Source organism: Hymenobacter setariae (assembly GCF_007713685.1).
In the GTDB taxonomy this organism is placed as follows: Bacteria; Bacteroidota; Bacteroidia; order Cytophagales; family Hymenobacteraceae; genus Hymenobacter; species Hymenobacter setariae.
The window spans coordinates 1049001-1071068 of record NZ_VMRJ01000002.1 but is presented as its reverse complement, the minus strand read 5'-3'; the positions used below and the strand labels follow the sequence as shown (position 1 = coordinate 1071068).

At 59.9% G+C, this 22068-nt stretch carries 20 protein-coding genes; 11 read left to right on the top strand and 9 right to left on the bottom strand.

Annotation, left to right across the window (positions count from 1 at the left end; translation table 11 throughout):
• The first annotated feature begins 152 nt into the window (after positions 1-152).
• Entirely contained in the window at positions 153-617 is a 465-nt protein-coding gene (locus tag FNT36_RS10885; protein WP_144847359.1) for a hypothetical protein, read from the top strand.
• Positions 618-664: 47 nt separating this feature from the next.
• Here FNT36_RS10885 and FNT36_RS10880 read toward each other — a convergent pair whose 3' ends face one another.
• Together FNT36_RS10880 and FNT36_RS10875 are read right to left on the bottom strand one after the other, a co-directional pair.
• Entirely contained in the window at positions 665-1963 is a 1299-nt protein-coding gene (locus FNT36_RS10880) for an amidohydrolase family protein (RefSeq protein WP_144847357.1), read from the bottom strand.
• Between the two features lie 136 nt (positions 1964-2099).
• Positions 2100-5270, bottom strand: a complete 3171-nt coding sequence (locus FNT36_RS10875; protein ID WP_144847355.1) for an amidohydrolase family protein — start codon at positions 5268-5270, stop codon at positions 2100-2102.
• A 153-nt stretch (positions 5271-5423) separates the two neighbouring features.
• On the opposite strand from FNT36_RS10875, the gene FNT36_RS10870 reads away from it, so the two are divergent.
• Positions 5424-5633, top strand: a complete 210-nt coding sequence (locus FNT36_RS10870) for a hypervirulence associated TUDOR domain-containing protein (RefSeq protein ID WP_144847353.1) — start codon at positions 5424-5426, stop codon at positions 5631-5633.
• Between the two features lie 37 nt (positions 5634-5670).
• On the top strand, positions 5671-6081 hold the full coding sequence (locus FNT36_RS10865; protein WP_144847351.1) for a hypothetical protein: 411 nt from the start codon (positions 5671-5673) through the stop codon (positions 6079-6081).
• 78 nt (positions 6082-6159) lie between these two features.
• Here FNT36_RS10865 and FNT36_RS10860 read toward each other — a convergent pair whose 3' ends face one another.
• Positions 6160-7707, bottom strand: a complete 1548-nt coding sequence (locus FNT36_RS10860; RefSeq protein WP_317129606.1) for an amino acid permease — start codon at positions 7705-7707, stop codon at positions 6160-6162.
• Between the two features lie 274 nt (positions 7708-7981).
• Here FNT36_RS10860 and FNT36_RS10855 point away from each other — a divergent pair, with 274 nt between their 5' ends.
• From FNT36_RS10855 to FNT36_RS10845, 3 genes are all read left to right on the top strand, one after another.
• The gene (locus FNT36_RS10855; RefSeq protein WP_144847347.1) at positions 7982-8350 is read left to right on the top strand and encodes a hypothetical protein; all 369 of its coding nucleotides are present in this window, start codon (positions 7982-7984) and stop codon (positions 8348-8350) included.
• Between the two features lie 189 nt (positions 8351-8539).
• The gene (locus tag FNT36_RS10850; protein WP_144847345.1) at positions 8540-8962 is read left to right on the top strand and encodes a hypothetical protein; all 423 of its coding nucleotides are present in this window, start codon (positions 8540-8542) and stop codon (positions 8960-8962) included.
• A 410-nt stretch (positions 8963-9372) separates the two neighbouring features.
• Positions 9373-10743, top strand: a complete 1371-nt coding sequence (locus FNT36_RS10845) for an MBL fold metallo-hydrolase (RefSeq protein ID WP_144847343.1) — start codon at positions 9373-9375, stop codon at positions 10741-10743.
• A 41-nt stretch (positions 10744-10784) separates the two neighbouring features.
• Here FNT36_RS10845 and FNT36_RS10840 read toward each other — a convergent pair whose 3' ends face one another.
• Positions 10785-11558: a 2-phosphosulfolactate phosphatase gene (locus FNT36_RS10840; RefSeq protein ID WP_144847341.1), complete on the bottom strand. Its 774-nt coding sequence runs from the start codon at positions 11556-11558 to the stop codon at positions 10785-10787.
• A gap of 127 nt (positions 11559-11685) precedes the next feature.
• Positions 11686-12798, bottom strand: a complete 1113-nt coding sequence (gene gcvT / locus FNT36_RS10835; RefSeq protein ID WP_144847338.1) for a glycine cleavage system aminomethyltransferase GcvT — start codon at positions 12796-12798, stop codon at positions 11686-11688.
• 172 nt (positions 12799-12970) lie between these two features.
• On the opposite strand from gcvT, the gene FNT36_RS10830 reads away from it, so the two are divergent.
• The 3 genes from FNT36_RS10830 to FNT36_RS10820 all read left to right on the top strand — a co-directional run bounded on the left by FNT36_RS10830 (position 12971) and on the right by FNT36_RS10820 (position 15474).
• Positions 12971-13342 carry a CZB domain-containing protein gene (locus FNT36_RS10830; RefSeq protein ID WP_144847336.1) on the top strand — a complete coding sequence of 124 codons (372 nt, stop codon included), beginning with the start codon at positions 12971-12973 and terminating at the stop codon, positions 13340-13342.
• Positions 13343-13362: 20 nt separating this feature from the next.
• The gene (locus FNT36_RS10825) at positions 13363-14931 is read left to right on the top strand and encodes a sensor histidine kinase (RefSeq protein ID WP_144847334.1); all 1569 of its coding nucleotides are present in this window, start codon (positions 13363-13365) and stop codon (positions 14929-14931) included.
• Between the two features lie 84 nt (positions 14932-15015).
• On the top strand, positions 15016-15474 hold the full coding sequence (locus tag FNT36_RS10820) for a response regulator (RefSeq protein WP_144847331.1): 459 nt from the start codon (positions 15016-15018) through the stop codon (positions 15472-15474).
• An 84-nt stretch (positions 15475-15558) separates the two neighbouring features.
• Here the strand turns inward: FNT36_RS10820 and FNT36_RS10815 are convergent, their stop codons facing one another.
• From FNT36_RS10815 to FNT36_RS10800, 4 genes are all read right to left on the bottom strand, one after another.
• Positions 15559-16134 carry a ribonuclease HII gene (locus tag FNT36_RS10815; protein WP_144847328.1) on the bottom strand — a complete coding sequence of 192 codons (576 nt, stop codon included), beginning with the start codon at positions 16132-16134 and terminating at the stop codon, positions 15559-15561.
• Between the two features lie 130 nt (positions 16135-16264).
• Complete coding sequence (locus tag FNT36_RS10810) at positions 16265-17854, bottom strand: hypothetical protein (RefSeq protein ID WP_144847326.1); 1590 nt, start codon at positions 17852-17854, stop codon at positions 16265-16267.
• A 183-nt stretch (positions 17855-18037) separates the two neighbouring features.
• Positions 18038-18454, bottom strand: a complete 417-nt coding sequence (locus tag FNT36_RS10805) for an EVE domain-containing protein (protein ID WP_144847324.1) — start codon at positions 18452-18454, stop codon at positions 18038-18040.
• Between the two features lie 137 nt (positions 18455-18591).
• On the bottom strand, positions 18592-19041 hold the full coding sequence (locus tag FNT36_RS10800) for a hypothetical protein (protein WP_144847323.1): 450 nt from the start codon (positions 19039-19041) through the stop codon (positions 18592-18594).
• 141 nt (positions 19042-19182) lie between these two features.
• Between FNT36_RS10800 and FNT36_RS10795 the strand changes: the two genes are divergently transcribed.
• Together FNT36_RS10795 and FNT36_RS10790 are read left to right on the top strand one after the other, a co-directional pair.
• Positions 19183-20898 carry a helix-hairpin-helix domain-containing protein gene (locus FNT36_RS10795; RefSeq protein WP_144847321.1) on the top strand — a complete coding sequence of 572 codons (1716 nt, stop codon included), beginning with the start codon at positions 19183-19185 and terminating at the stop codon, positions 20896-20898.
• A gap of 129 nt (positions 20899-21027) precedes the next feature.
• Positions 21028-22008, top strand: coding sequence for a glycosyltransferase family 9 protein (locus FNT36_RS10790; RefSeq protein WP_144847319.1), 981 nt, complete (start codon positions 21028-21030; stop codon positions 22006-22008).
• Positions 22009-22068 lie beyond the last annotated feature (60 nt).

Sequence of the window (22068 nt, the reverse complement as noted above, 5' to 3'; positions counted from 1 at the left end):
CGGCAAAGGTCGGGAAGTCACCGGAAATGTAACGCCGCGGGTCAGCCAATAGATATATCCCTGCCTGCATAAGCTTATTTAAGTGGCTGGGTGCAACCACCAGGGCCGGCCAAGACTCATGCTCTAAGAAACTTCTACCTGCTCCCTTTTCCATGCGTACCCTGCACGTAGCCGCACTAGCGGCCATCAGCTTGCTAACCATGAGCAATGCTTGCCACAAAGAGGACGAAGAGTCGCCGTGCCCTAACCTAGAAATTATGACTGCGCAGGTAGCGGGCCTAGGGCACAACCCGGGCTGCTACATTGAGACGCCCCCGGCGCCGGGGCAGTTTAAGAACCACGTTATCAACTCGGCAGCCGAGTATAACGCGCTGTTCAATTGCCCGCCGCCACCCATCGATTTTGATACCAATACACTGCTTATTGGTAAAACAGTGACTACCTCTGGCAACTCTATCAAATCGCAGCAAGTGCAGCAAGCGTGCAACGGCTACACGTACACCGTTGAAATACAGCAAGGTTTAGCTGCCGTAGTGCAACCCACAGTGTACCATGCCCTAGTGCCCAAGCTCCCAGCTGAGGCCCAGGTCACTTTTGATATTCGGGTACTGCCTTAGGTGCCCTGCCTACTTGCGGGGGGGCGCAAGTAGGCAGGAACCCTTTATTACTCAATGCCATACTTGCACCGAAACTTGCGGTCGAGGTAGGTCTGCTTGCTTTCCAAGGCGATGCTGCGGCCGTCAATGTAGGCGGCCGTTACGGCGTTGGTGCGCATATCAAGCAGGTCGCCCTTGCTTACTACTAGCGTGGCCGACTTGCCGCTTTCGAGGCTACCGTAGTCTTTATCAATGCCTAGGATGCGCGCCGAGCTGAGCGTAATGGCCGTGAGCGCCTGCTCCTTGGTAAGCCCGTAGGTAACGGCCGTGCCGGCGATAAACGCCAGGTTGCGGGCACCCGAGGTCTCCTGCGAGCCCTGGTAGTCGAGGCAGTAGCGCACACCCGCCGCTTGTAGCTGAGCGGGCAGCTTGTAGGGCTGGTCGTAGTCGTCGCCATCGCGGCGGGGCAGCGCGTGCACGCGGCTCAGCACCACAGCCACATCGTTTTGCTTGAGGAAATCGAGCACCATCCAGGCATCGCGGGCGCCTACTAGCGCCACCTTTTGCACCCCTAGGCGGCGGGCAAAGCGCACGGATTCTATGAGCTCCTTGCCATAGTCGGCGTGAATATACAGAGTCTTAGAGCCATCAAACAGGCCACCCATCGACGACAAGCGCAGGTTTTCCTTACGGCCTGCGGGCTGCTGGCGGTAGGCGCCGGCTTCGGAGAGCAGGCCTTCCAACTCGCGTAGCTGGGTGGTGCGGGCCTCCTGGCGGCGAGTGAGGGCGGCGGCATCTTCGGCGGGGTTGAGGCGCACCACCTGCTGCGGCCAAGTTAGGTGCAGGCCATCATCGGCTTTTACCAGAGCGTCTTGCCAGTTCCAAGCATCGAGCTGCACCACCGAGCTTTGGCCCGACAGCAGCCCGCCGCGCGGAGTAGACTGCGCCAGCAGCACGCCATTGAGCCGCACCGTGGGTATCACGTCGGAGTCAGTATTATAGGCAATAACGCTGCGCACGTTGGGGTTGAGGGCGCCTACCTCTTGGTCATCGACGGTCGCCCGGATAGATTCTACCTCACTGATACCTAGGGTCGTGTTAGGCAAAATCAGGCCTGGGTACACGTGCTGGCCACTTACGTCGCGCACGGTGTAGCCGGCAGTTTGGGAGAAGCCCGCCCGCGGCCCGGCATACACCAGCCGGCCTTTGTCAAAAGCCACGGCTGCGTTTTCAATGACTTGGCCCGTGCCCGTGTGCAGCGTGCCCCCTAGGAGCAGCACCGGCGTGGCCTGCGGTGCGGCAGGCGTAGGCACCTGCGCGTGGGCGGCGAAGGCAGTGAGAAAAAAGGGTAGTAAAAGACGACGCATAGATGTATTACTAAATTATCTGTTTGTCATGCTGAGCTTGCGAAGCATTTTCTCACGCTTGAACGCTTTATTTCAGCGTGAGAAGATGCTTCGCAAGCTCAGCATGACAGTTGTTACTTATCGAATTAAAAATCAACTACTCCGCTATCTGCCCCAGCGTATCGCAGTGCCACAGGCCTACCGTTTTAGCAGTGGCGGGCTGGGTGGCTACGCCGGCCTTGCGGGCACCTAGCATAGCCTGCACCAAGCGCTGGCGCTCCTGCTGAATCTGCTGGCGCAGCTGCTGGTCTTGCTGAAGGCTGAAATACTCACGGCCATCCACGAAGGTGTATTCGGCTTTGGCGTAGATGCTCAGCGGGTTATCGGTCCAGAGTACGACATCGGCGTCTTTGCCCTCCTTGAGCGAGCCCATGCGGTCGTCGAGGTGCAGCATGCGGGCCGGGTTGATGGTAACCAGCGCCAGGGCCTCAGTTTCGGAGAGCCCGCCGTACTTCACGCTCTTGGCGGCTTCCTGGTTGAGGCGGCGGCTCATTTCGGCATCGTCCGAGTTGATGGCCACGTTCAGGCCCACGTGGTGCATGATGGCGGCGTTGTATGGAATGGCATCGCGCACCTCGTTTTTGTAGGCCCACCAGTCCGAGAACGTGCTAGCATTGGTGCCGTGCGCCTTCATCTTATCGGCCACTTTGTAGCCTTCCAGGATGTGCGTAAATGTATTGACCTTAAAGCCCATGCGGTCCGACACGTTCAGCAGCATGTTGATTTCGCTCTGCACGTAGCTGTGGCAGGTGATGTGGCGCGTGTCGTGCAAGATTTCGACCAGCGCGTCCAGCTCTAGGTCGCGGCGCGGGGCTTCGACTTTGGCCTGCGCCTTTTTCGAGAGCTTGTCGTAGGCCTGCCAGCTTTTTTCGTACTCCTTGGCGCGGGTGAAGGCATCGACAAACACCTGCTCGACGCCCATACGCGTTTGCGGGAAGCGCAGCACGTTGAGTTCGCCCCAGTTGCTTTGCTTCACGTTCTCCCCTAGCGCAAACTTGATGAAGCCCGGCGCGTTGGCAATTTTCATTTCCTGGCCAGTGGCGCCCCAGCGCATTTTTATCAGCGCCGACTGCCCACCGATGGGGTTGGCCGAGCCGTGCAGCAGCTGCGCCGCTACCACGCCGCCCGCTAGGTCGCGGTACACGCCCACATCTTCAGGGTCAATGACATCGCCGATGCGCACCTCGCTGGTCACGGCCTGCGTGCCCTCATTCACGCCCTCCGAAATGGCTAAGTGCGAGTGCTCATCAATAATACCCGGCGTGAGGTGCTTGCCGGTGCCATCAATAGTGCGCGCGCCCGCCGGAGCCGTTAAGTTCTTCCCGATTTTCTGAATCTTGCCGCCGCTCAGCAGCACGTCGGTGCCTTCAAGCTTGCCAGCTTTTTCGCTGGTCCACACGGTAGCGTTTTTGATGAGCACCGCTTCGAGCTTAGGCGCGGCCTTGAGGCCGTAAGCGCCCATGGGGTACGTGACGGGACCTAGGGCCAGCGGCTTGGGCGCCTTGGCCGTGTCGAGGCGTGCCTGGCGGCTAGCTTCATCGAGGCGGCGGGCTGTCCAGGTGATGGGGATGCCGGGCGCGCTCAGCCCCTGAGCCAGCAAGCCGTCGCCGGCGAAGGTTTTAGTTTCGGCATTGTAGTAGCCGCTGAGGCGCGTGGCGCCTTCATCAGCCGTCTTGCCGCTGGCCGACGGCCTAGGAGCGGCTTTGCCTTTCACCTTGTCCTTAGGGTTATACACCAGCGTTGCCAACTCGGCACTCACGCTGATGGTGCCGCGCACGGTGTCGCCAGCCGCGGGCACGATGCGCAGCTCCGGCGCCTCAGGCTTGCTACCCTGAATAAGCAGGCGCATATCGGCGTTGATACGGGCCTGGTCTTTCAGTGCCTTATCAGCCGTAACTAATTGTAGGGTGTATACGCCGCGGTAGTCGGCGGGCAGGGTGCTGAGTTGGTAGCGCTCGCCCTGCACCCAGTTGTCGAGCAGCACGTTGTCTTCGGCTAGTAACGGGCGCGAGCACACCAAAAAGTTGGCCTCCAGACCGGGGCGCAGGCTGCCTACTTGATTTTGAGCGCGCAGCAGCCGGGCTGGCGTGTCGGTGAGCGCTCGCAAAATGTCCTGCTCGCTAAGGCCGTAGCGAGCCGCCTTGCGCAGGTTGGGCCAGAACTTAGTTTTATCCTTGAGGTCGGCGGCCGTGAGGCAGAATGCAATGCCTGCCTGCCGTAGCCGCGCCGCGTTGGCGGGCGCCTGCTCCCAGTGCTGCATGTCCTCCAGGGCGATGCGCTGGGCGTCGTAAATGTCCTCGACTTGGTAAGCATCGGGAAAGTTGACGGGCACCACGAAGGTGGCGCCGGTGGCCTTCAGCTCGGGCAAGCGCTGGTACTCGTCGCCGCGGCTCTTTATGATGTACTGCACGCCGGTTTCGTCGCCCACGCGGTCGGCGCGCAGCGCCGATTGCTTGTCGCGCACCTCAAACAGGGCCGGCAGCGGGCGCTGCTGCGTGAGGGCTTGCAGCGACAGGTTTTGCTCGCGGCGCGGGTTGCGGGCGTTCCATTCGGCATCAAGGTAGCTCTGGCGTAGCAGCGCAATGCTACCCATGAGCGAGCCCGGATAGTCTTGCGGCGACGAGCCCTTATCGAACGACAACGAACTAGCAGCCTTGTCGAGCAGAATCACTTCGTTTTCCTTGCGGCCGGTATTCAGGCTTACCAGGGCCGCCGTGCCGCGCATGATACCATCGGGCTGCTGCGTGAGCACCGCCCCGAAGCCCAGTTTGCGGTAAGCGGCGGCTTGCTCGGCGTTGGTTTTGAAGAGCTCGGCGGCATTCACCTCGGGGTGAATGGCCTGGTTCCAGTCGTAAGCGCCGGCCTTCTGCGACTCAAACTGCGGGCCCGCGTCGCGACGGCCGCGGCGCTCGGGCGCCTTTACTTCGGGCACACCGTAGCTGGTAAAGATGTCCACCAGACCAGGGTAGATGTACTGGCCCGTTAGGTCTTGCACCACCGCGCCAGCCGGAATCTTCACTGTGGCGCTCGGCCCCACTGCTACCACCTTGCCCTCTTTGATAAGCAGTGTGGCATCCGTCAGCTTGGTTTGGTAGTCGGTCTGGATAGTGGCGTGCGTGAAGGCATAGAGGCCAGGGCGCTGGTCGTACACTCCATTGCGCGGATAGGTGCCAGGCTGGGCCCAGCTAGGCTGGGCCGCACCTAGGCCCAGCAGCGCCAGCACTAGCACGCGCCGCCGCAGGGCGAAAGTACCGAAAGTAGTAAGCATGCAATCGATAGCGTTTAAGCTTAAGTTTTTCTTGAAAAAGCAACGAAATGCCCGGTGCCAAATGTAGCGGCTGCCACGCACGAACCCGCCAAAACCAGTAACTTTTTAGTGCGTTTAAGGAGGTATTTTCTAGACCTCTTCTTCCCTCCCCCCATGCGCAAAGGCACCAAAGTCAGCTGGAAATATGGCACCGGCACGGCCACCGGCAAAATAGAGTCCGTCCACAAAGAGTCCATTACGCGCAAGCTCAAGGGCCACGACATCACCCGCAACGGTTCGGCCGATGACCCAGCTCTCATCATTGTGCAAGACAATGGCGATAAAGTAATAAAGCTACAGAGCGAGGTAAAAGCTGCGGACTAGGTACCTTTAGGGTCATAGCCCCAAGCTGTTGCCCTTTATGAACCAATTCTACACGGTGCAATACCAAGCACATCCACCGCTCGTGCGTGGTGTGGTATTGCGCCCGCTTTCAATAGCCGAGTTTACCGAAGCTTGCGAGTTATTGCTAACCGAGTCGCAGGCGCGCCAATGCCCCTACTGGCTGCTTGATGGCCGAGCCGACGAAAACACACGGCCCCTGAACATGTACGAGTGGCTAGGTGAAGACTTCTTGCCGCGCGTACACCGGGCGTTGGGTACGGTACCATGCCTAGCGTTTATGGCACAGCCCAAGTTTTGGCAGGCACTACAAGCGCAAGGATACGCCAATGATGCTCCCACCTTGCAGCCGTCGGTATTTCGAGCTGGCTGGTTTATCGATGAAGCGGCGGCACTTACTTGGCTCGACCAGTTTCGGCCGCCCTCCTAGGTAGCCTAGGAGGCAAGCCTCAACAGAAAGCCCCACCAGTTGCAACTGGTGGGGCTTTCTGTTGAGGCTTGCTCGTAGCTAGTAGTTGCTGCCTGGCGAGCCAGGCTTAACGAAAGCTTCTTCATCCATCTCAGTGGGCACTACCACAATGCCTTTTTGCAGCATCGAGTTGCGCTTGCCGTAGAGGAAATACACGAAGAAGCCGAGCAGCATCCAGCCGAATGCCACTTGCAACGTGAACGAATCGAGGCCCACAATTAGCAGCGTGCAAACGACAGCGCCCATGATGGGCACAAGCGGGAAGCTCGGCGTGGAGAGCGGTGCGCGGAAGGGACGCGGCTGCGTGGGGTCTGACTTACGCATAATCCAAACGCCAATGCTCACCAGCACGAAGGCCAGCAGCGTGCCAAACGAGGTGAGGTCGCCAGCTAGCGAGCCGGGCACAAATGCCGCGAACAAACCCACAAACACCATCAGCATGAGATTAGACTTGTAAGGCGTGTTGAATTTGGGGTGCAGTTCCGAGAAGGCTTTGGGCATGAGGCCATCCTTAGCCATCGAAAAGAACACGCGGCTCTGGCCCATGAGCATAACCAGAATAACCGAGGTAAAGCCGAGCAGAATACCGAGCGTAACGGCCGTAGCTAGCCAGCCGTAGCCGGGCATGTGCTGCCGAATGGCATAGGCTACCGAGGCCTCGCCGCCCAGGGCCGGGTCGGCAAACTCACGCCAGTTGGCCACACCCGTCAGCACGTGGCCAAACAGGATGTAGAGCACGGTGCAGATAGCCAGCGAACCTAGGATGCCAATGGGCATGTCGCGCTTCGGGTTTTTGGCCTCTTGCGCGGCCGTGCTCACGGCATCAAAGCCGATAAAGGCAAAAAATACGATACCAGCACCGCCGATAATGCCGCCCAAGCCATGCTTGAAAAAGCCTTCGTAGGTGCGTACTACTTCGCCAGCGGCGTTTTTCACCACGGCGTCGGCCGGAATGAGGTAGGGCGCGTGGTTGGCGGGGTTGATAAACTGCCAGCCCACCGCAATGAATACTACTACGATGAGGGTCTTGAGCACCACGATAACGGCGTTGAACAAGGCAGATTCTTGGGTACCTTTCACAAGCAGCAAGCTCAGCATCACAATGATGAGCAAAGCGGGCAGGTTGATGAGCCCATGCTGCGTCACACCATTAATGACGGCGCTTTCGAAGGGCGAGTGGCTGAGATTATAGGGTATACTTGTCCCAAAGACCTCTAAGAGCTTATTCAAGTACTCGCTCCAGGCAATAGACACGGTGGCCGCCCCTAGGGCATATTCCATGATGAGTGCCCAGCCGATAACCCAGGCCACAAACTCGCCCATAGTGGTGTAGGCGTAAGTATAGGCCGAGCCGGCAATCGGAATCATGGCCGCAAACTCGGCGTAGCAAAGCCCGGCAAACACGCAGCCGAACGCTGCCAAGATGAAAGCTAGCGTCACGCCCGGGCCCGAGGCCTGGGCAGCGGCAGCGGCTGTGCGCACAAACAGGCCCGCCCCAATGATAGCGCCCACGCCCAGGGCCACGAGGTTGCCCGCGCCCAGCGTGCGCTTGAGCGCACCGTGCCCGGTCGAGTTAGCTTCACCCAAAAGCTGGGCAAGCGGTTTTTTAGCAAAAATACTCGGCATGTAGTAGAGGTTTGGGGGAGGGAATACTAATGGTGGGGTAATAGTGCGTTGATGTGGGGAACACCCCGGCGGGCCGAAAATACGCGAAACTTTGCGACCAGCCGCGCTTCAGCTTTGGCCGAGCATTTGCATTAGACGGGCCAGCGGAGCTTAAGCTGCTAGTCGTTGTTCTTTTTATGCTGCGCATCAAGCCAGCGCGAGCTTATTTTTGTCTCCTACTTTACCCTTATACAATATGAAAAAGTCCTTTATTATACTCGCCTTAGTAAGTCTATCGGCGGCTAGCGCCCACGCTCAAGTTCCGGCCCCCACGGCCGCCATGCAGGCGGCTGTGAGTAGCCAAACCCAGCGCTTAACCCAAGAGCTAGGCCTATCGGCTGACCAGCAGACCCGCCTACGCAAAGTACTATTGCTCACGCGCCAGCACATGGATGCCGACCGCGCTGCTCATCAAGGCGACCCCGCTGGCCTGCAAACTGCCATGGCCTTCGACCGCGCCAAGTCTGACGAGCTGATTCGAGGTGTGCTCACGCCCGCGCAGTATGTGCGCTACCAGCAAAACAAGGCGGCGCGCATCGGCCAGCTGCACACCGTTGCACACTAGCGTCGCGCACACTTCCATTCTTCAAAGGCCCTTTCCAGAAACTGGAAAGGGCCTTTTTGCAACCATGCCAGTACTTGGTCTATTCCCGCAGTGGCCGGGCAGGGCACTTAAACCTTGCGTTGACACAAGGCTCTAAAAACCGAAGCCGCCCTGGTTTTACACCGGTTTCCCCACTTTCGATTTATTATTATGATTAAGACTCTCGCCCTCGTGGCCGCCCTAGGTCTTGCCTCGGCGGCCGCTCATGCTCAAACCGCACCTACCGCGCAGCCCCCGCTCAACAACCTGACCGGCAACCGCACTCCCGAGCAGCAAGCCCAGGCGCAAGCTGGCCGCCTGGCCAAAGAGCTAAACCTCAGTCCCGAGCAGCAAACTCAGTTGCAACAGCTGCTGACCACCCAGCGCCAAGAGATGCAAGCTGCTATTCAGCAATCGGGCGGCAACCGGCGCGCCATGGGCCAAGCCATGCGAGCTGGCCGCGATAAGTTTGATGGCCAACTCAAGACGGTGCTCACCCCGGACCAGTACACTAAATACCAGCAGTTGATGGCCCAGCGCCGCGAAATGATGCGCGAGCGCCGCCAAGGCACGGCGGCCAGCGACCTCGATTAACTGGCTGGTGCCTAAGCATTGGGCGGTGCGACCTAAGGCGTTCTAAAAGTTTGGCCCGCTCCTTGCATTCTGCTAGTTACTTCCGCACTACTTAGGGGCGGGCCCGGCTTTTCTCACCTCTTTTTCTGCTTAGGTCCTTCTTGGAAGGCCTTGTCTGCAACTGTTACCTAGGGCACCGCGGGTACCAGCTACCCGCCCAACGCTACTCTTCTTTCACACTTTTTGTACAAAGCCCCGGCCAGTCGGCCGGGGCTTTGTGCGTGGTGGCCCGGTGGGTCAGGCCAGGAAGTAGGACGCAAGCGGGCTGGACTTTGCACGTTTTTTTTGCGGTATTACTTATATTTGACGTATCTACCTACCTTGGCAGTCGGTGACTCAGCGTGTTAGCTGGTCGGCTGCCTTTCGCCCCAATGCCCCTCCCCAGTAGTAGCACCCCCGCGGTGCAAATTCAGCAGTTTTACGATAAAGGCCTGGCCCATGCGTCTTACGCGGTGCGCGCCGGCCGCCAAATGGCCGTCATCGACCCCGGCCGCGACCCCCAGCCTTACTACGATTTTGCCGACGAACACGACGCCGAAATCATCGCGGTGATTGAAACCCACCCGCACGCCGATTTCGTGAGCAGCCACCTCGAAATAGCGCGCGAAACCGACGCCACCATCTATTGCAGCAAGCTGGCCGAGGTTACCTACCCCCATAAAAACTTCGACGACGGCGACCGCCTCAAGCTCGGCACCATCGAGCTGCACGCCCTCAACACCCCTGGCCACTCGCCCGACAGCATCAGCATCTTACTGCTCGATGAGGCCGCCCAGACCCGCGCCGTCTTTACCGGCGACACCCTGTTTGTAGGCGACGTAGGCCGCCCCGACCTGCGCGAAGACCAAGCCGTAGGCGGCCACACCCGCGAGGAATTGGCGGCCCAGCTCTACCGCAGCACCCGCCAAAAGCTGATGGCCCTGCCCGGCACCACCCGCGTGTACCCGGCCCACGGTCCGGGCTCGCTCTGCGGCAAAACCACTAGCCCCGACCTCGATAGCACCATTGCGAAAGAGCTGGCCACCAACTACGCCCTGCAACCCATGTCGGAGCAGGAGTTTATTAAGGTGCTGCTAGAGGACCAGCCGTTCATTCCTAAATACTTTGGCCACGACGTGCAGCTCAACAAGCGCGGCGCACCCAACTTTGAAGACAGCATCCGGGCCGTGCCGCGTCCTGGCTCCATCGCGGCCCTAGAGCCCGGCGTATTGGTGATTGATACGCGGCCGGCGGCCAAGTTCCGGGCGGGCCACCTACCCGGCGCCATCAACCTGATGGATGGCGGCAAGTTTGAAACCTGGCTGGGCTCGGTAGTGGGCCCCACCGAGAAATTTTACTTGGTGGCCGACACCCAGATTCAGCTCGACGCCGTGATGCGCAAAGCGGCCAAAATTGGCTACGAAGGCAATATCAAAGGCGCACTGCTAGCGCCTCTGATATTGCCCATTACTAGCCCTGACGTGGACCTAGGTGCCGTGCAGACGCACCCCGAGCAGTTTACGATAGTGGATATCCGCAATCGCACCGAAGCGCAAACGCCGCTTTTTACCGATGCGCTACTAATCCCACTGCCCGAACTGCGCGAGCGCGTGGGCGAAATACCGGCCGACAAGCCCATACTGGTGCACTGCGCGGGCGGCTATCGCTCAGCGGCCGGCGCCAGCATCATTCAGGCAGCACTGCCGCACACGCCGGTGTTCGACCTGAGTGAAGCTGTGCTCGACTTTGTGCCGGCCACCTAGGGCCTGAAACGCAGCGCCTGCGTTTCAGGCCCTTCTCCTACCTACTGCTCCCTTTCCAGGCTCACTGGCGAGGGAGCAGTTTGTTTTGGACTGCCTCCCGCATCAATCAATCGGTCGTTTTGCCACAGGGGCAAGATGTGTGGGTACACGTCGAGCTTCATGCAAAACACGAAGTCGTCGTGGTACTCCAGGGCGTTGAGGCGGCGCACAGCGGCCGACTCTAGCAAGTAAGCGGGCCACTCGGCTTGGGCGTGCTCCCAGAGGTGCAGGGCCGCGATAGCCGCATCCGACCAAGCCACATCGTACCCTAGGGGCACGAGGCGGGCGGCCAGCGCCCCGCCAAAGGCAGTGTCTTCGAGGCAAAACTGGCCTTTCCAGCCGGCGCACACCACTACTACGTCGCGCTGCTGCGCCACGATGAAGTCCACGACTGCGCTTAGGTTGAGAAAAGAGCCGCATATCACGGCAGCAGCATCGAGCGAGCGGTGCAGGGCCTTAGTACCATTGGTGGTGCTGATGGCCAGCGTGCGCCCCCGCACCGGAAATTCTTCGTTGAGAAACCCAAACGGCGAGTTGCCTAGGTCAAATCCTTCGGCCGCGATGCCATCGCGCTCGGCGGCCGTAATGCAGCCGTGGTCGCGCCCTAGGGTTGCGCACTCGTCGAGCGTAGCTACGGCAAATACTTCGGTCACGCCTTGGTCAAGCGCCGTGACAATGGTGCTCGTAGCACGCAGCACGTCTACAATCACGGCCACCTTGCCGTGCAGGTCGTAGAGCGGCAGCAGTTCGGGCGAAAAACAAACATCGAGTTTCATAGGATAGTCCCGTCATTGCGAGAAGGAACGACGAAGCAATCTTTTCTGCACACTAGCTGCGGTGTAAGGAAAGATTGCTTCGTCGTTCCTCCTCGCAATGACAAAGCGTTTATTACTGAAAATTTACTTACGCCTCCTCGGTGCCAGGTACCAGCGGCAGCTTGCTCACAGTGGCGGGCAGGTTTTTGCCCCGCACCTGCACGAAGATGGGCGTGCCTGCCGCCGCAAACTCCGTCTTGACGTACCCTAGGCCGATGCCGCGGCTGAGCGTGGGCGACTGCCCGCCGCTGGTTACTTCGCCAATGGGCTCGCCCGCGGCATTTACCAGCGGATAGTGGCTGCGGGGCAGGCCACCAGGACCATCCATCACAAAGCCTACCAGCTTGCGCGTAACGCCCGCGGCCTTTTGCGCCTTTAGGCTGTCGCTATTGGTGAAGTCTTTGGTGAACTTGGTAATCCACCCTAGGCCAGCTTCGAGGGGCGACGTGGTGTCGTCGATATCGTTGCCGTAGAGGCAATAGCCCATTTCGAGGCGCAGCGTGTCGCGCGCACCCAGGCCGATGGGCTTGATGCCGTAGGGCAGGCCGGCGTCCATAATCTGATTCCAGACGTGGGCGGCGTGCTCATTGGGCACGTACAGTTCGAAGCCGCCGGCGCCAGTGTAGCCCGTAGCCGAAATGAGGACACCCGGTGCCCCCGCAAACGTACCCTGCACGAAGCTGTAGTACGGAATGGCCCCTAGGTCAACATCGGTAAGCGAAGCCAGTGCGGCGGCCGCCTTGGGCCCTTGCACCGCAAACAGGCTGAGACGGTCGGACACGTTTTCCATCTCCACACCTTCGGTATTATGCTGCACCAGCCAGTTCCAATCCTTCTCAATGTTCGAGGCGTTGACTACCAAGAAGTAGTCGTTTTCGGCCAGCATGTATACCAGCAGGTCGTCGACGATGCCGCCCTCGGCGTTGGGCAGGCACGAGTACTGGGCCTTGCCGGGCTGCAGCTTGCTGGCGTCGTTGCTGGTAGTGCGCTGGATGAGGTCGAGGGCTTGCGGGCCGCGCAGCCGAAACTCACCCATGTGCGACACGTCGAAAATGCCCACGCCGCGCCGCACGGTGTGGTGTTCTTCTAGGTCAGATGAGTAGCGCACGGGCATGGCATAGCCCGCAAAGGGTACTATGCGAGCCCCGAGCTGCTGGTGCGTGGCGTGCAGGGCAACGGTTTTGAGCGGCGTGGCTTCCATGAAAGGGGAGCAAATAAAAGTAAAGCGAGAGAATTAGTTGGAAAGGACGCCGGACACGTATAAGGAAATCAACCTCAAGGTTAACCTAAACGATGTGGCCTAGCTTTGCCAGCCACGAAAATAGCGGGTCTGGGCTCAACGAGCCGGGCCCACGCCCTTTACGCTGTTCCGCATGAGCCCCGACGCCATCAAGCAAGACTTCGAATCTGCCTTGGTTAAACATTTCTCCTTCAAGGCCAAGCTGCGCTCCTTCTTGTATGGCAACACCAGTTCGGAAGGCTTGCTGCGCGACCCCGACCAGTGCAGCCTAGGCAAGTGGATAACCAGCCGGCGCGAGGGCGCCTACGCCCACATCCCGGAGATGAAGGAGCTTGACCACCAGCACCGGCTTATTCATCAGCAAGCCAATGTACTGATGGATAAGCATGTGGCTGGCCAGCGCGACGAGGCCCTTGCTGGCTTCAAGAGCGTGCAAGAGCGCGCCGACCACATTACGCAGCTGATGCAAACCATTGAAAACAAACTGCGTATTGCTGAGGCTTGAAACCGGCCAGCCGGGCTGCTATGAGAATAAACCTGACTACTAAGCTTTTTGCTGGATTTTTGCTGCTGCTAGGACTGTTTGCGGCGGTGCTGCTGCTCAACTACCAGCTGGCGGGCCAAGTACTGCGCAACTCGCAGCGCGTGGAAGCGTCGCAGCACGTGTCGGCCGATGGCACTACCCTGCTGCGGAGCATCATCGACATGGAAACGGGCTTTCGAGGCTACCTGCTCATTGGCAACGAGCAGATGCTGGACCCCTACTACAGTGGCGAGCGCGACCTGCTAACGCGTTTCAAGCAGCTGAATGAGCAGCTGGGCAACGAGCCCGTGCAGCGCCAGCGCCTCGACACCACCCGGCACCTCTTTCAGCAGTGGACGGCTTACACGCACATGCTGGTAAGCGAAAAGCGCGCCGCCCGCCTTGGCAATCCGTTGCAGCGCGGCCTCGAAGGCATGCCCCACGGCAGCCTAGCCGAGGGCCTGGTAGGCAAGCAGGTAATGGATGCCATTCGGCACCAGATGATGCTTTTCGACGACACCGAAACCGCCAACCGCCAGGCCCAGCGCGAACGGCTAGCCGATAGCATCACGCGGGCGCAGCGCATTTCGGGGTTTGTGGCGGCCCTAGGGCTGGTACTAGGGCTGCTGTGGGCCGTGTACCTCGTGCGGCTGCTGAGCCGCCGCTTGCGCAGCATGATACTGCTGGCCCGCCGCCTAGCCGATGGCGACTACAAAACTCAGATAGTTGACAACGAACACGATGAGCTAAGCGAGCTAACGGGCGCCCTCAATGGCATGGCGCATACCATTGACCAGAACATTAGCCAGCTGGAGGGCCGCAACCAGGAGCTGGACCAATTTGCCTACGTGGTGTCGCACGACCTGAAAGCGCCTCTGCGCGGCATCGAAAGCGCCTCGCGTTGGATAGAGGAAGACATGGGCAAGGACAACCTGCCCCAGCACATTCGGGAGTTTCTAGCTTTGATGCGGCAGCGCGTGCACCGCATGGAAAACCTGATAACGGGCATTTTGGCCCTGGCGCGGGTGGGCCGCGTGGCCGAGGCCAACGAGCCAGTGTTCGTGCGCCAGCTACTGCGCGAAATCACCGATACGCTGAGCATGCCCCAGGGCTTTAAGCTGGAGTTGCCCTTCTTCCTGCCTACGCTCGTCACTAACCGCACGCAGCTGCAGCAGGTGTTTACCAACTTGATTTCCAACGCTATTAAGTACCACGACCACCCTAGCACCGGGCATATCCACATTGGCTGCGATGAGGCCTCGGGCGAGTTTTACCGGTTTTCGGTGCAAGATGATGGGCCCGGCATCGCGCCCGAATACCATGAGCGCATTTTTATTATTTTTCAAACCCTAGTCGAGCGCGACGCCCTCGAAAGCACGGGCGTAGGGCTGGCCATTGTGAAGAAAATAGTGGAGCGCCAGGGTGGCCGCATCTGGGTCGAATCGACCGAGGGTGAAGGTGCTACCTTCTATTTCACATGGCCCAAGCAAGCCGTGGCGATAGCCGCGCCGGCCACCCCGCCCCCTACCAGCAGCCCCCAGCGCAAGGCTACAGCCGCGGCGGCTAGCTAGTTTTGCATTATATCTTACCGGCCGGCTTGCGCGTTACGTCTTTGTTCCTTTTAGCCGCTCTGCTTTCCTCCTGCCCTTCTGCGTATGTCACTTACCGATATTTTTCCTGCTAGCACTACCAGCATCATGCTAGTGGAAGACGACCAAATGGACGTGATGAACGTGCAGCGCGAGCTGCGCAAGCAACACATCGAAGTGCCCCTGGTGCACGCCCGCAACGGTCGCGAAGCTCTGAACATGCTGCGCGGCGAAAACGGCGAAGCCAAGATAGCCCGCCCCAGCCTGATGATGCTTGACATCAACATGCCCCGTCTCAACGGCCTAGAGCTGCTGAAGATACTCCGCAACGACCCCGAGTTTCAGGACCTTAACGTGTTCATTATGACCACGTCGGACCTAGACACCGACCGCCTAGGTGCCAAGGATTTAAACGTGAGCGGCTATATCATCAAGCCCCTGACCTTCGACTCGTTTGGCGGCGAGGGCGGCGGCACAGTTGATAGCTTCAGCTTGTTCTTGGATTTGCTCAAAATGAAGCAATAGACTTTTCAATAAGTAACGAATAAGGAGCAAGGAGCGGCCTAGCTTTACGGGCCGCTCCTTGCTCCTTATTCGTTACTTATTGACCTAGAGGAGCCTGAAACCCAGCCGGTGGTGCGGCGTCACGCCATGTTCGCGCAGCGCAGCCCGGTGCGCAGCTGTGGGGTAGCCGGCATTTTGGTGCCAGCCGTAGGCCGGAAACTCGGCGGCCAACTCGTGCATGCGCTCGTCGCGAAACGTCTTGGCTAAGATGGAAGCCGCCGCGATGCTGCGGTACAGGCCATCGCCGCCCACAATACAGGTGTGAGGCAAGTTAGGGTGCACCTTGAAGCGGTTGCCATCGACAAGCAGGTGAGTAGCTGGCACGGCCAGGGCAGCCACGGCCCGGTGCATAGCCAGGTAGCTAGCCTGCGCAATATTGATAGCGTGAATCTCCTCGGGGCTGGCCTCGGCTACGGCCCAGGCAATGGCATTAGCACAGATGTCCGCGCGCAACACGTCGCGCCGGCGAGCGCTGAGCTGCTTGGAGTCGTTGAGAAAGGCAGGGTTATAGTCGGGCGGTAGAATAACGGCCGCCGCAAACACGGGCCCGGCCAGGCAGCCGCGTCCGGCCTCATCAAGGCCAGCTTCGTGGGGCTGACCGGTATGCGTGGCAAGTAGCATAGCGATGCTATAAAAGGGAGTAACTAAAAGACAAAGCTGGCAAGAAGTGGGCGGTTTAGCAGCCGCCTACTTCTTGCCAGCTTTGTCTTACTGCCGTTTGAGGCACTTTATCATCCTCTTACTCCCTAGGTTAGAATTCTAGAGTTTGGAGAAAGAATACCTGGCGCTCGGGCATGCGCTCGCCTTGAATACGCTGAAAGCCACTGGCTATGTATTGGCGCTCCCCTAAAGGCTGCACATCGGGCTGGCGCGTGTCGAGCACTTTTTCCTTGATGCCCGGGCCCGCTGTGAAGATGGGCACTTTCAAGTCGTTGGGGCCGGTTTCGCCTTGGTTGATGAGCTTGTAATGCAACTCATTATCTAGTAGATAGGCCAGCACGATGCGCCCATCGGGCAGGGTCAGCGTGCGCACGGCTTCTTCAAGCTCGCTGTGCAGCAGGTCGCTATCTACCACGTACGAGTTATCCCACAGCAGGCTACCCCGGCGGTCGAAGCCGCAGACAAGCACGTGCGTAGTTCGGATGCCTATCAAGGTGCGGCCAGGTACGCCATACGACTGCGGCATGCTGCCCGGGTTGTTAAAGGCCCCTAGGCTGCCAACGCTACTAGGTCCGTACGAGTTGTAGAGGTAGCGGGGGTAGTACACCTCGGCCACCAGCGTGTAGCCACCGCCGGGCTGCGGCAGCAGCTCGTGCAACAACAGACGATAATGCCAGCGCAGAGGCGCTTCCTCGCGCTCGTCGCGGCGGGCCGAGCGGGTGCGCAGGCGGGCTTCTTTGGCAGGGTTAAGGTACTCGAAGAAGTGCCTTAGGCGCCTAAAGTCGTAGAACCGTAGGGCCGGGCGCGGGTCGCTGGGGTTGGCAGGCGGAGCGGTGAGGTCAGTCGTAAACAACCCTTGGGCATACTGCGGCCCACGCAGGCCATAAGTACCCGCCAGTAGCCGAGCGCTGGTGTCCTGCGGCGGGCTCAGCTGCGCCGTGATGAGAGTGCGCTCGCTCTCGGTTTGCACCATTTCGGAGCGCAGCAGCTGGCCTTGCTCGGCCGACAGCTGCTTGAGCATGAGCCGCTGCTTGCGGCCGTTGGTTTGGCTCAAGATAAACTCGGCACGGCCAGCCGGTGCATCCATTACACTAGTGAGCTCAGTAGTGAGCGGCTCGTAGAGCGAAGGCAGAAACTGGAAGCGGCCGGTGGCCACATCGAGCAGCAGCACGGTTTGATGCAGCTGGTCGGCCAGGGTCACGGTGGCCAGCAGGCGCCCATCTACGGCACGCATCGATACAAGCTGGCGGTACTGCTTGGTATCAAACTCCTGCGTGTGCACCTGCCCACCGCGGGCATTATAGGCAGCCACCAACACGCGGCCCGGCATGACGCGCGAGCGAAACAAGGCGTATACCGCGCCCGGCTCGCTGCACAGCCGCACTAGGTCATATTCATCCTTTATTTCCACGGCCTGCTCGTGGCGCAGCACTAGGTTGGCGCGGTACTGCGCAAAGTAGTACTGCATGGGGCCCACCAGCTTGGGCTGCCGACTAATAAGTAGCACCACGGCCGAATCGGAAGGCATGGTTTGCACGGCCACTTCATCGGTGTAGGGGTCGAGCAGCAGCTCGGTGCGGGCAGTTTGAATCGGAGCGCCGGGGGGGGACGGAGCTTCGGCTTGCTGCGCCCATGAGGCCAAGGACCCGAGGCATAGTAAAAGCGCGCAGAAGTGTTTCATAGCAGTCGAGGTTAACGGTGTGGGCAGCCGGCTCATAGGCCGCCTGCCCTCCTTACGAAGATACCATATTTGATGGCTGTTCGCAACCTCAACCAATGCCTAATACAACGTTTAAACCTAAGCTCTTTTACAAGAATAGTTAAAAATAAAGGTTGATAAATTAAAATCGTCAAGGTGAGCTTTCTAGTTCTCAACCGACCCTAGTTCGAGCACAATATCAAACTCTTCGGGGCGCACGGGCAGCACCGATAGGCGCGACTGCCGCAGCAGCGCCAGCTGCCCTAGGCGCACCTCAGCCTTGAGGGCAGCCAGTGGTACGGGGCGGGGCAGCGGCGCGTGCGGGCGCAGGTGCACAGCCACCCAGGGGCTGCCAGCTTCGGCGGTAGCATCGGGGGCAGCGGCGGCATGCACCACGGCTACGCCCACTACGGCTTTTTCGCTTACGCTGTGGTAAAACAGCACTAAGTCGCCAGGCTGCATGGCTTGCAGATTGTTGCGCGCCTGATAGTTGCGCACCCCCGTCCAATCGGTGCCCGTTTCGCGCACCAAGTCAGCCCAGGCGTAAGCCTCGGGCTCAGATTTAACCAACCAATAATTCATAGCCGCAAAGGTCGGCAGCGCCATGCTAGGTTGCGCTTGAGAGGCAAATGCGTAGGATAAAGGCGCAGTACATTGGGGCTCGTGTCAGGTAGCTTACTCTAGTACCCTGACGTAAGATGCACGGCTCCAAGCAGCACCTAGGGATTGCGAATAACCTCTACCGCGGGTCGTTCGGCTAGCCGGCGCAGGCGCAACACGCCTTGCTTGTACGAGAGCAATTCCAGCTCGTAGTCAGGCTCGGCAGGCTCTAGGCCGGGCAGATGCACTAATAAGCGACCAGTACTGGTTTCGGCCCAGGTGCCTTCTTGGGCCAGCAGCCCGCCCCCGGGGGCCACATCGTAGCGCACAAAGCTGCCAGCCTGCCCTAGGCGAAAGCCTGGCCGCCCACCCGGCTGGTAGCGGAAGCGGTAGGTATTGCGCCGGTATGTGAGAGTGTCGGCGTGGCTGTCTTCGGGCACTAGCAGCCACGTGCCGTGCAGCTTGGCCAGCTCGCCTAGGGGCAGCTGGGTGGGGTGTTGGGGCTGGCAGGCGGCCAGGCCCAGCAAAAAGAAGAAAGCCGCTAGCCGGGCTAATCGAGGGGAAAACATAGGCGTAGATACTACGAGAATTTGCCTCCGGGCGGCGAGGTGTACTTTTGATTGTGGATGGCGGCGGGGCTTTTGCGTCGGCCGCCGGGCCCGCTCCTGCGTAAGCCCTCCTACCCTTCCGCCCTAACCTGACTCACGCTAGTGGATAACCGCGCCCTCATTCGTGCCTTTAAGCTCACCGCCCAACTACTAGAGCTGCACGACGAGAACCCGTTCAAAATCAGAGCCTACGATGGCACCGTCACGGCCCTCGAGCAGCTGGAGTTCCCGGTATCTGAGGTAGACCGCCCCGGCCTGCCCGACCGCACCGGCCTCAGCAAAACCCAGGCTGCCAAAGTAGCCGAGCTACTCGACACTGGCACCTTCAAGGAACTGCAAGAACTGCTCGATAAAACGCCTCCCGGCGTAGTAGAGCTTCTAAATATCAAAGGCATCGGCCCTAAAAAGGTGCGGGCCCTATGGCGCGATGCCGGCATCGAAGGCCCCGACCAATTGCGCGAAGCCGCCGAGGCTGGCCAGGTAGCCAAGCTCAAGGGCTTCGGAGCCAAAACGCAGGAAAGTATTTTGGCTGCTCTTGCATTTACCGACCAAAGCGCGGGTAAGCTGCTCTTTTCGCAGGCCGAGCGCCTAGGGCTCGACCTGGCCGAGCGCCTACGCCAAGTGCCCGGCGTGACCGAAGCCGCCGCTACGGGCGAAGTCCGCCGCGCCCTCGAAATCGTGGAAACGGTCGAAATCTTGGTTGCTACTACCGACCTCGCGGCCATCCATGCCGTGCTTGATGCGGCACCCGGCCTGCGCGCCGAGCCCAGCCGCTCGGGCCCATGGGCGTGGGTAGGTACCGCTGTGGAGGGCGGCGTGGGTGTAACAGTACGCTTGGTGGCCCCCGCCGACTTTGTTAATCAGCTTTTCCTCAGCACGGGCACCGAAGCCCACCTAAGCGCGCCGCTGCCCAATGCCACGCCGCCAGCGCCGCGCACCCTACGCCAGTGGGCCAAGCGCGAGCAATTTGCCAGCGAAGAGGCGCTGTACGAGAAAGCTGGCCTGCAGTACGTGGTACCCGAGCTGCGCGAAGGCCTAGGCGAAATCGAGCTGGCCGCCGAACATAAGCTACCGCGCTTGCTCGAAGACAGTGATTTGCGCGGCTCGCTGCACAATCACAGCACTTACTCCGACGGCAACCACTCGCTGCGTCAGATGGCCACCTTCCTGCGCGATGCGGGCTACGAGTACCTCGGCATCTGCGACCACTCGCAGGCCGCGCACTACGCCAATGGCCTCGGGCCCGAGCGCGTGCGCCAGCAGCAGCGCGAGATAGATGAGCTGAACCAAGAGTTGGCGCCGTTCCGCATTTTCAAAGGTATCGAGGCTGATATTCTGGGCGATGGCAGCTTGGACTATGACACCGAGCTGCGCAATTCGTTCGACTTCATCGTGGCCTCCATTCACTCCAATCTGAAGATGGACGAAGCCCGCGCCACCGAGCGCTTGCTGGCCGCTATTTCCAACCCGCACTGCACCATGCTGGGCCACCCCACCGGCCGGCTGCTACTGCGCCGGGCTGGCTACCCCATTGATTTTAAGGCCGTAATCGATGCCTGCGCCGAGCACCAAGTCATTATTGAAATCAATGCCAACCCGTGGCGCCTTGACCTCGACTGGCGCTGGGTGCGCTACGCGCTTAGCCAGGGCGTGCAGCTCAGCATCAACCCCGACGCCCACCACACCGATGGCTACGCCGACATGCGCTACGGCGTGCTGGCTGGCCGCAAAGGCATGCTGACCAAGGAAATGACCTTCAACGCTAAGTCAGCAGACGAAGTAGCCGCATATTTCGCGGCGCGCAAGGCCCGGCAATAAAAGAGTAAAACTGTCGCGTAGCGCGCAGTGAAGCATCTCGCGTGCTGACGCAGAAGTTGTTAGTTAGTTACTGCACCACACGAGATGCTTCGCTGCGCGCCGCATGCCAGACGCGGTACTGACATACCCATGAAGATTCTCGTACTCCGCTTCTCCTCTATCGGCGACATTGTGCTGACGACGCCGGTGGTGCGGCAACTCAAAACCCAGGTTCCGGGCGCGCGGGTGCACTTTGCCACTAAGCCTGCCTACCGCAGTCTGCTCGAAGCCAACCCTTACGTAGACCGCACCCACGTGCTCAGCGGCACCCTAGGCGAGCTAGTGCGCGAGCTGCGCGCCGAGCAGTTCGACTTCATCGTGGACCTGCACAACAACCTGCGTACCCGGCTCATTCGCTTGCAGCTGCCGGGCGTGCTGGGCCGCGCCTTCGACAAACTAAACTGGCAGAAGTGGCTGCTGGTCAACTTCAAAATAGACCGCCTGCCGCCCGTACACATCGTAGACCGCTACCGGGCCGCTGCCTCCGCATTTGGCATTCACGACGATGGCGGCGGGCTCGATTACTTTATCCCGCCCGGCCAGGAAGTTGAGGTAACAGCCGCCCTCCCCCCCGGCTTCCAGCCCGGCAACTACGTGGCGGTAGCCATCGGTGCGCAGCACGCCACCAAGCGCCTGCCCGTCGAAAAGCTTATCGAGCTGGTAGGCAAGCTAGCGCCCCGGCCCGTGGTGCTCCTAGGTGGCCCCGAAGACGAAAGTACCGGCCACATCATCGAGCTGGCTTTTCAGCGTCCTCATTCGCCGGTCTTCAACGCTTGCGGGCAGTTTTCGCTGCATCAGTCGGCCTCGCTGGTGCAGCAGGCCGACTTTGTAGTGAGCCACGACACGGGGCTAATGCACATCGCGGCGGCTTTCGGAAAAGAAATTTTTAGTGTGTGGGGCAACACCGTACCACAGTTCGGCATGTACCCCTACCGCACTAGTTTTCAAGCCCTCGAAGTGCTGGGCCTACCCTGCCGGCCGTGTTCCAAAATAGGCTTTGCGAAGTGCCCACAGGGGCATTTTAAGTGCATGCGCGACCAAGCTTTGCCCTTACCCCCGCCGCCTAGCTAAGGTTAATTTAGCGCCGCGCTAGTACCTTTGTAGGGCAAGCTGCTTTTCATTAGTAGCTCA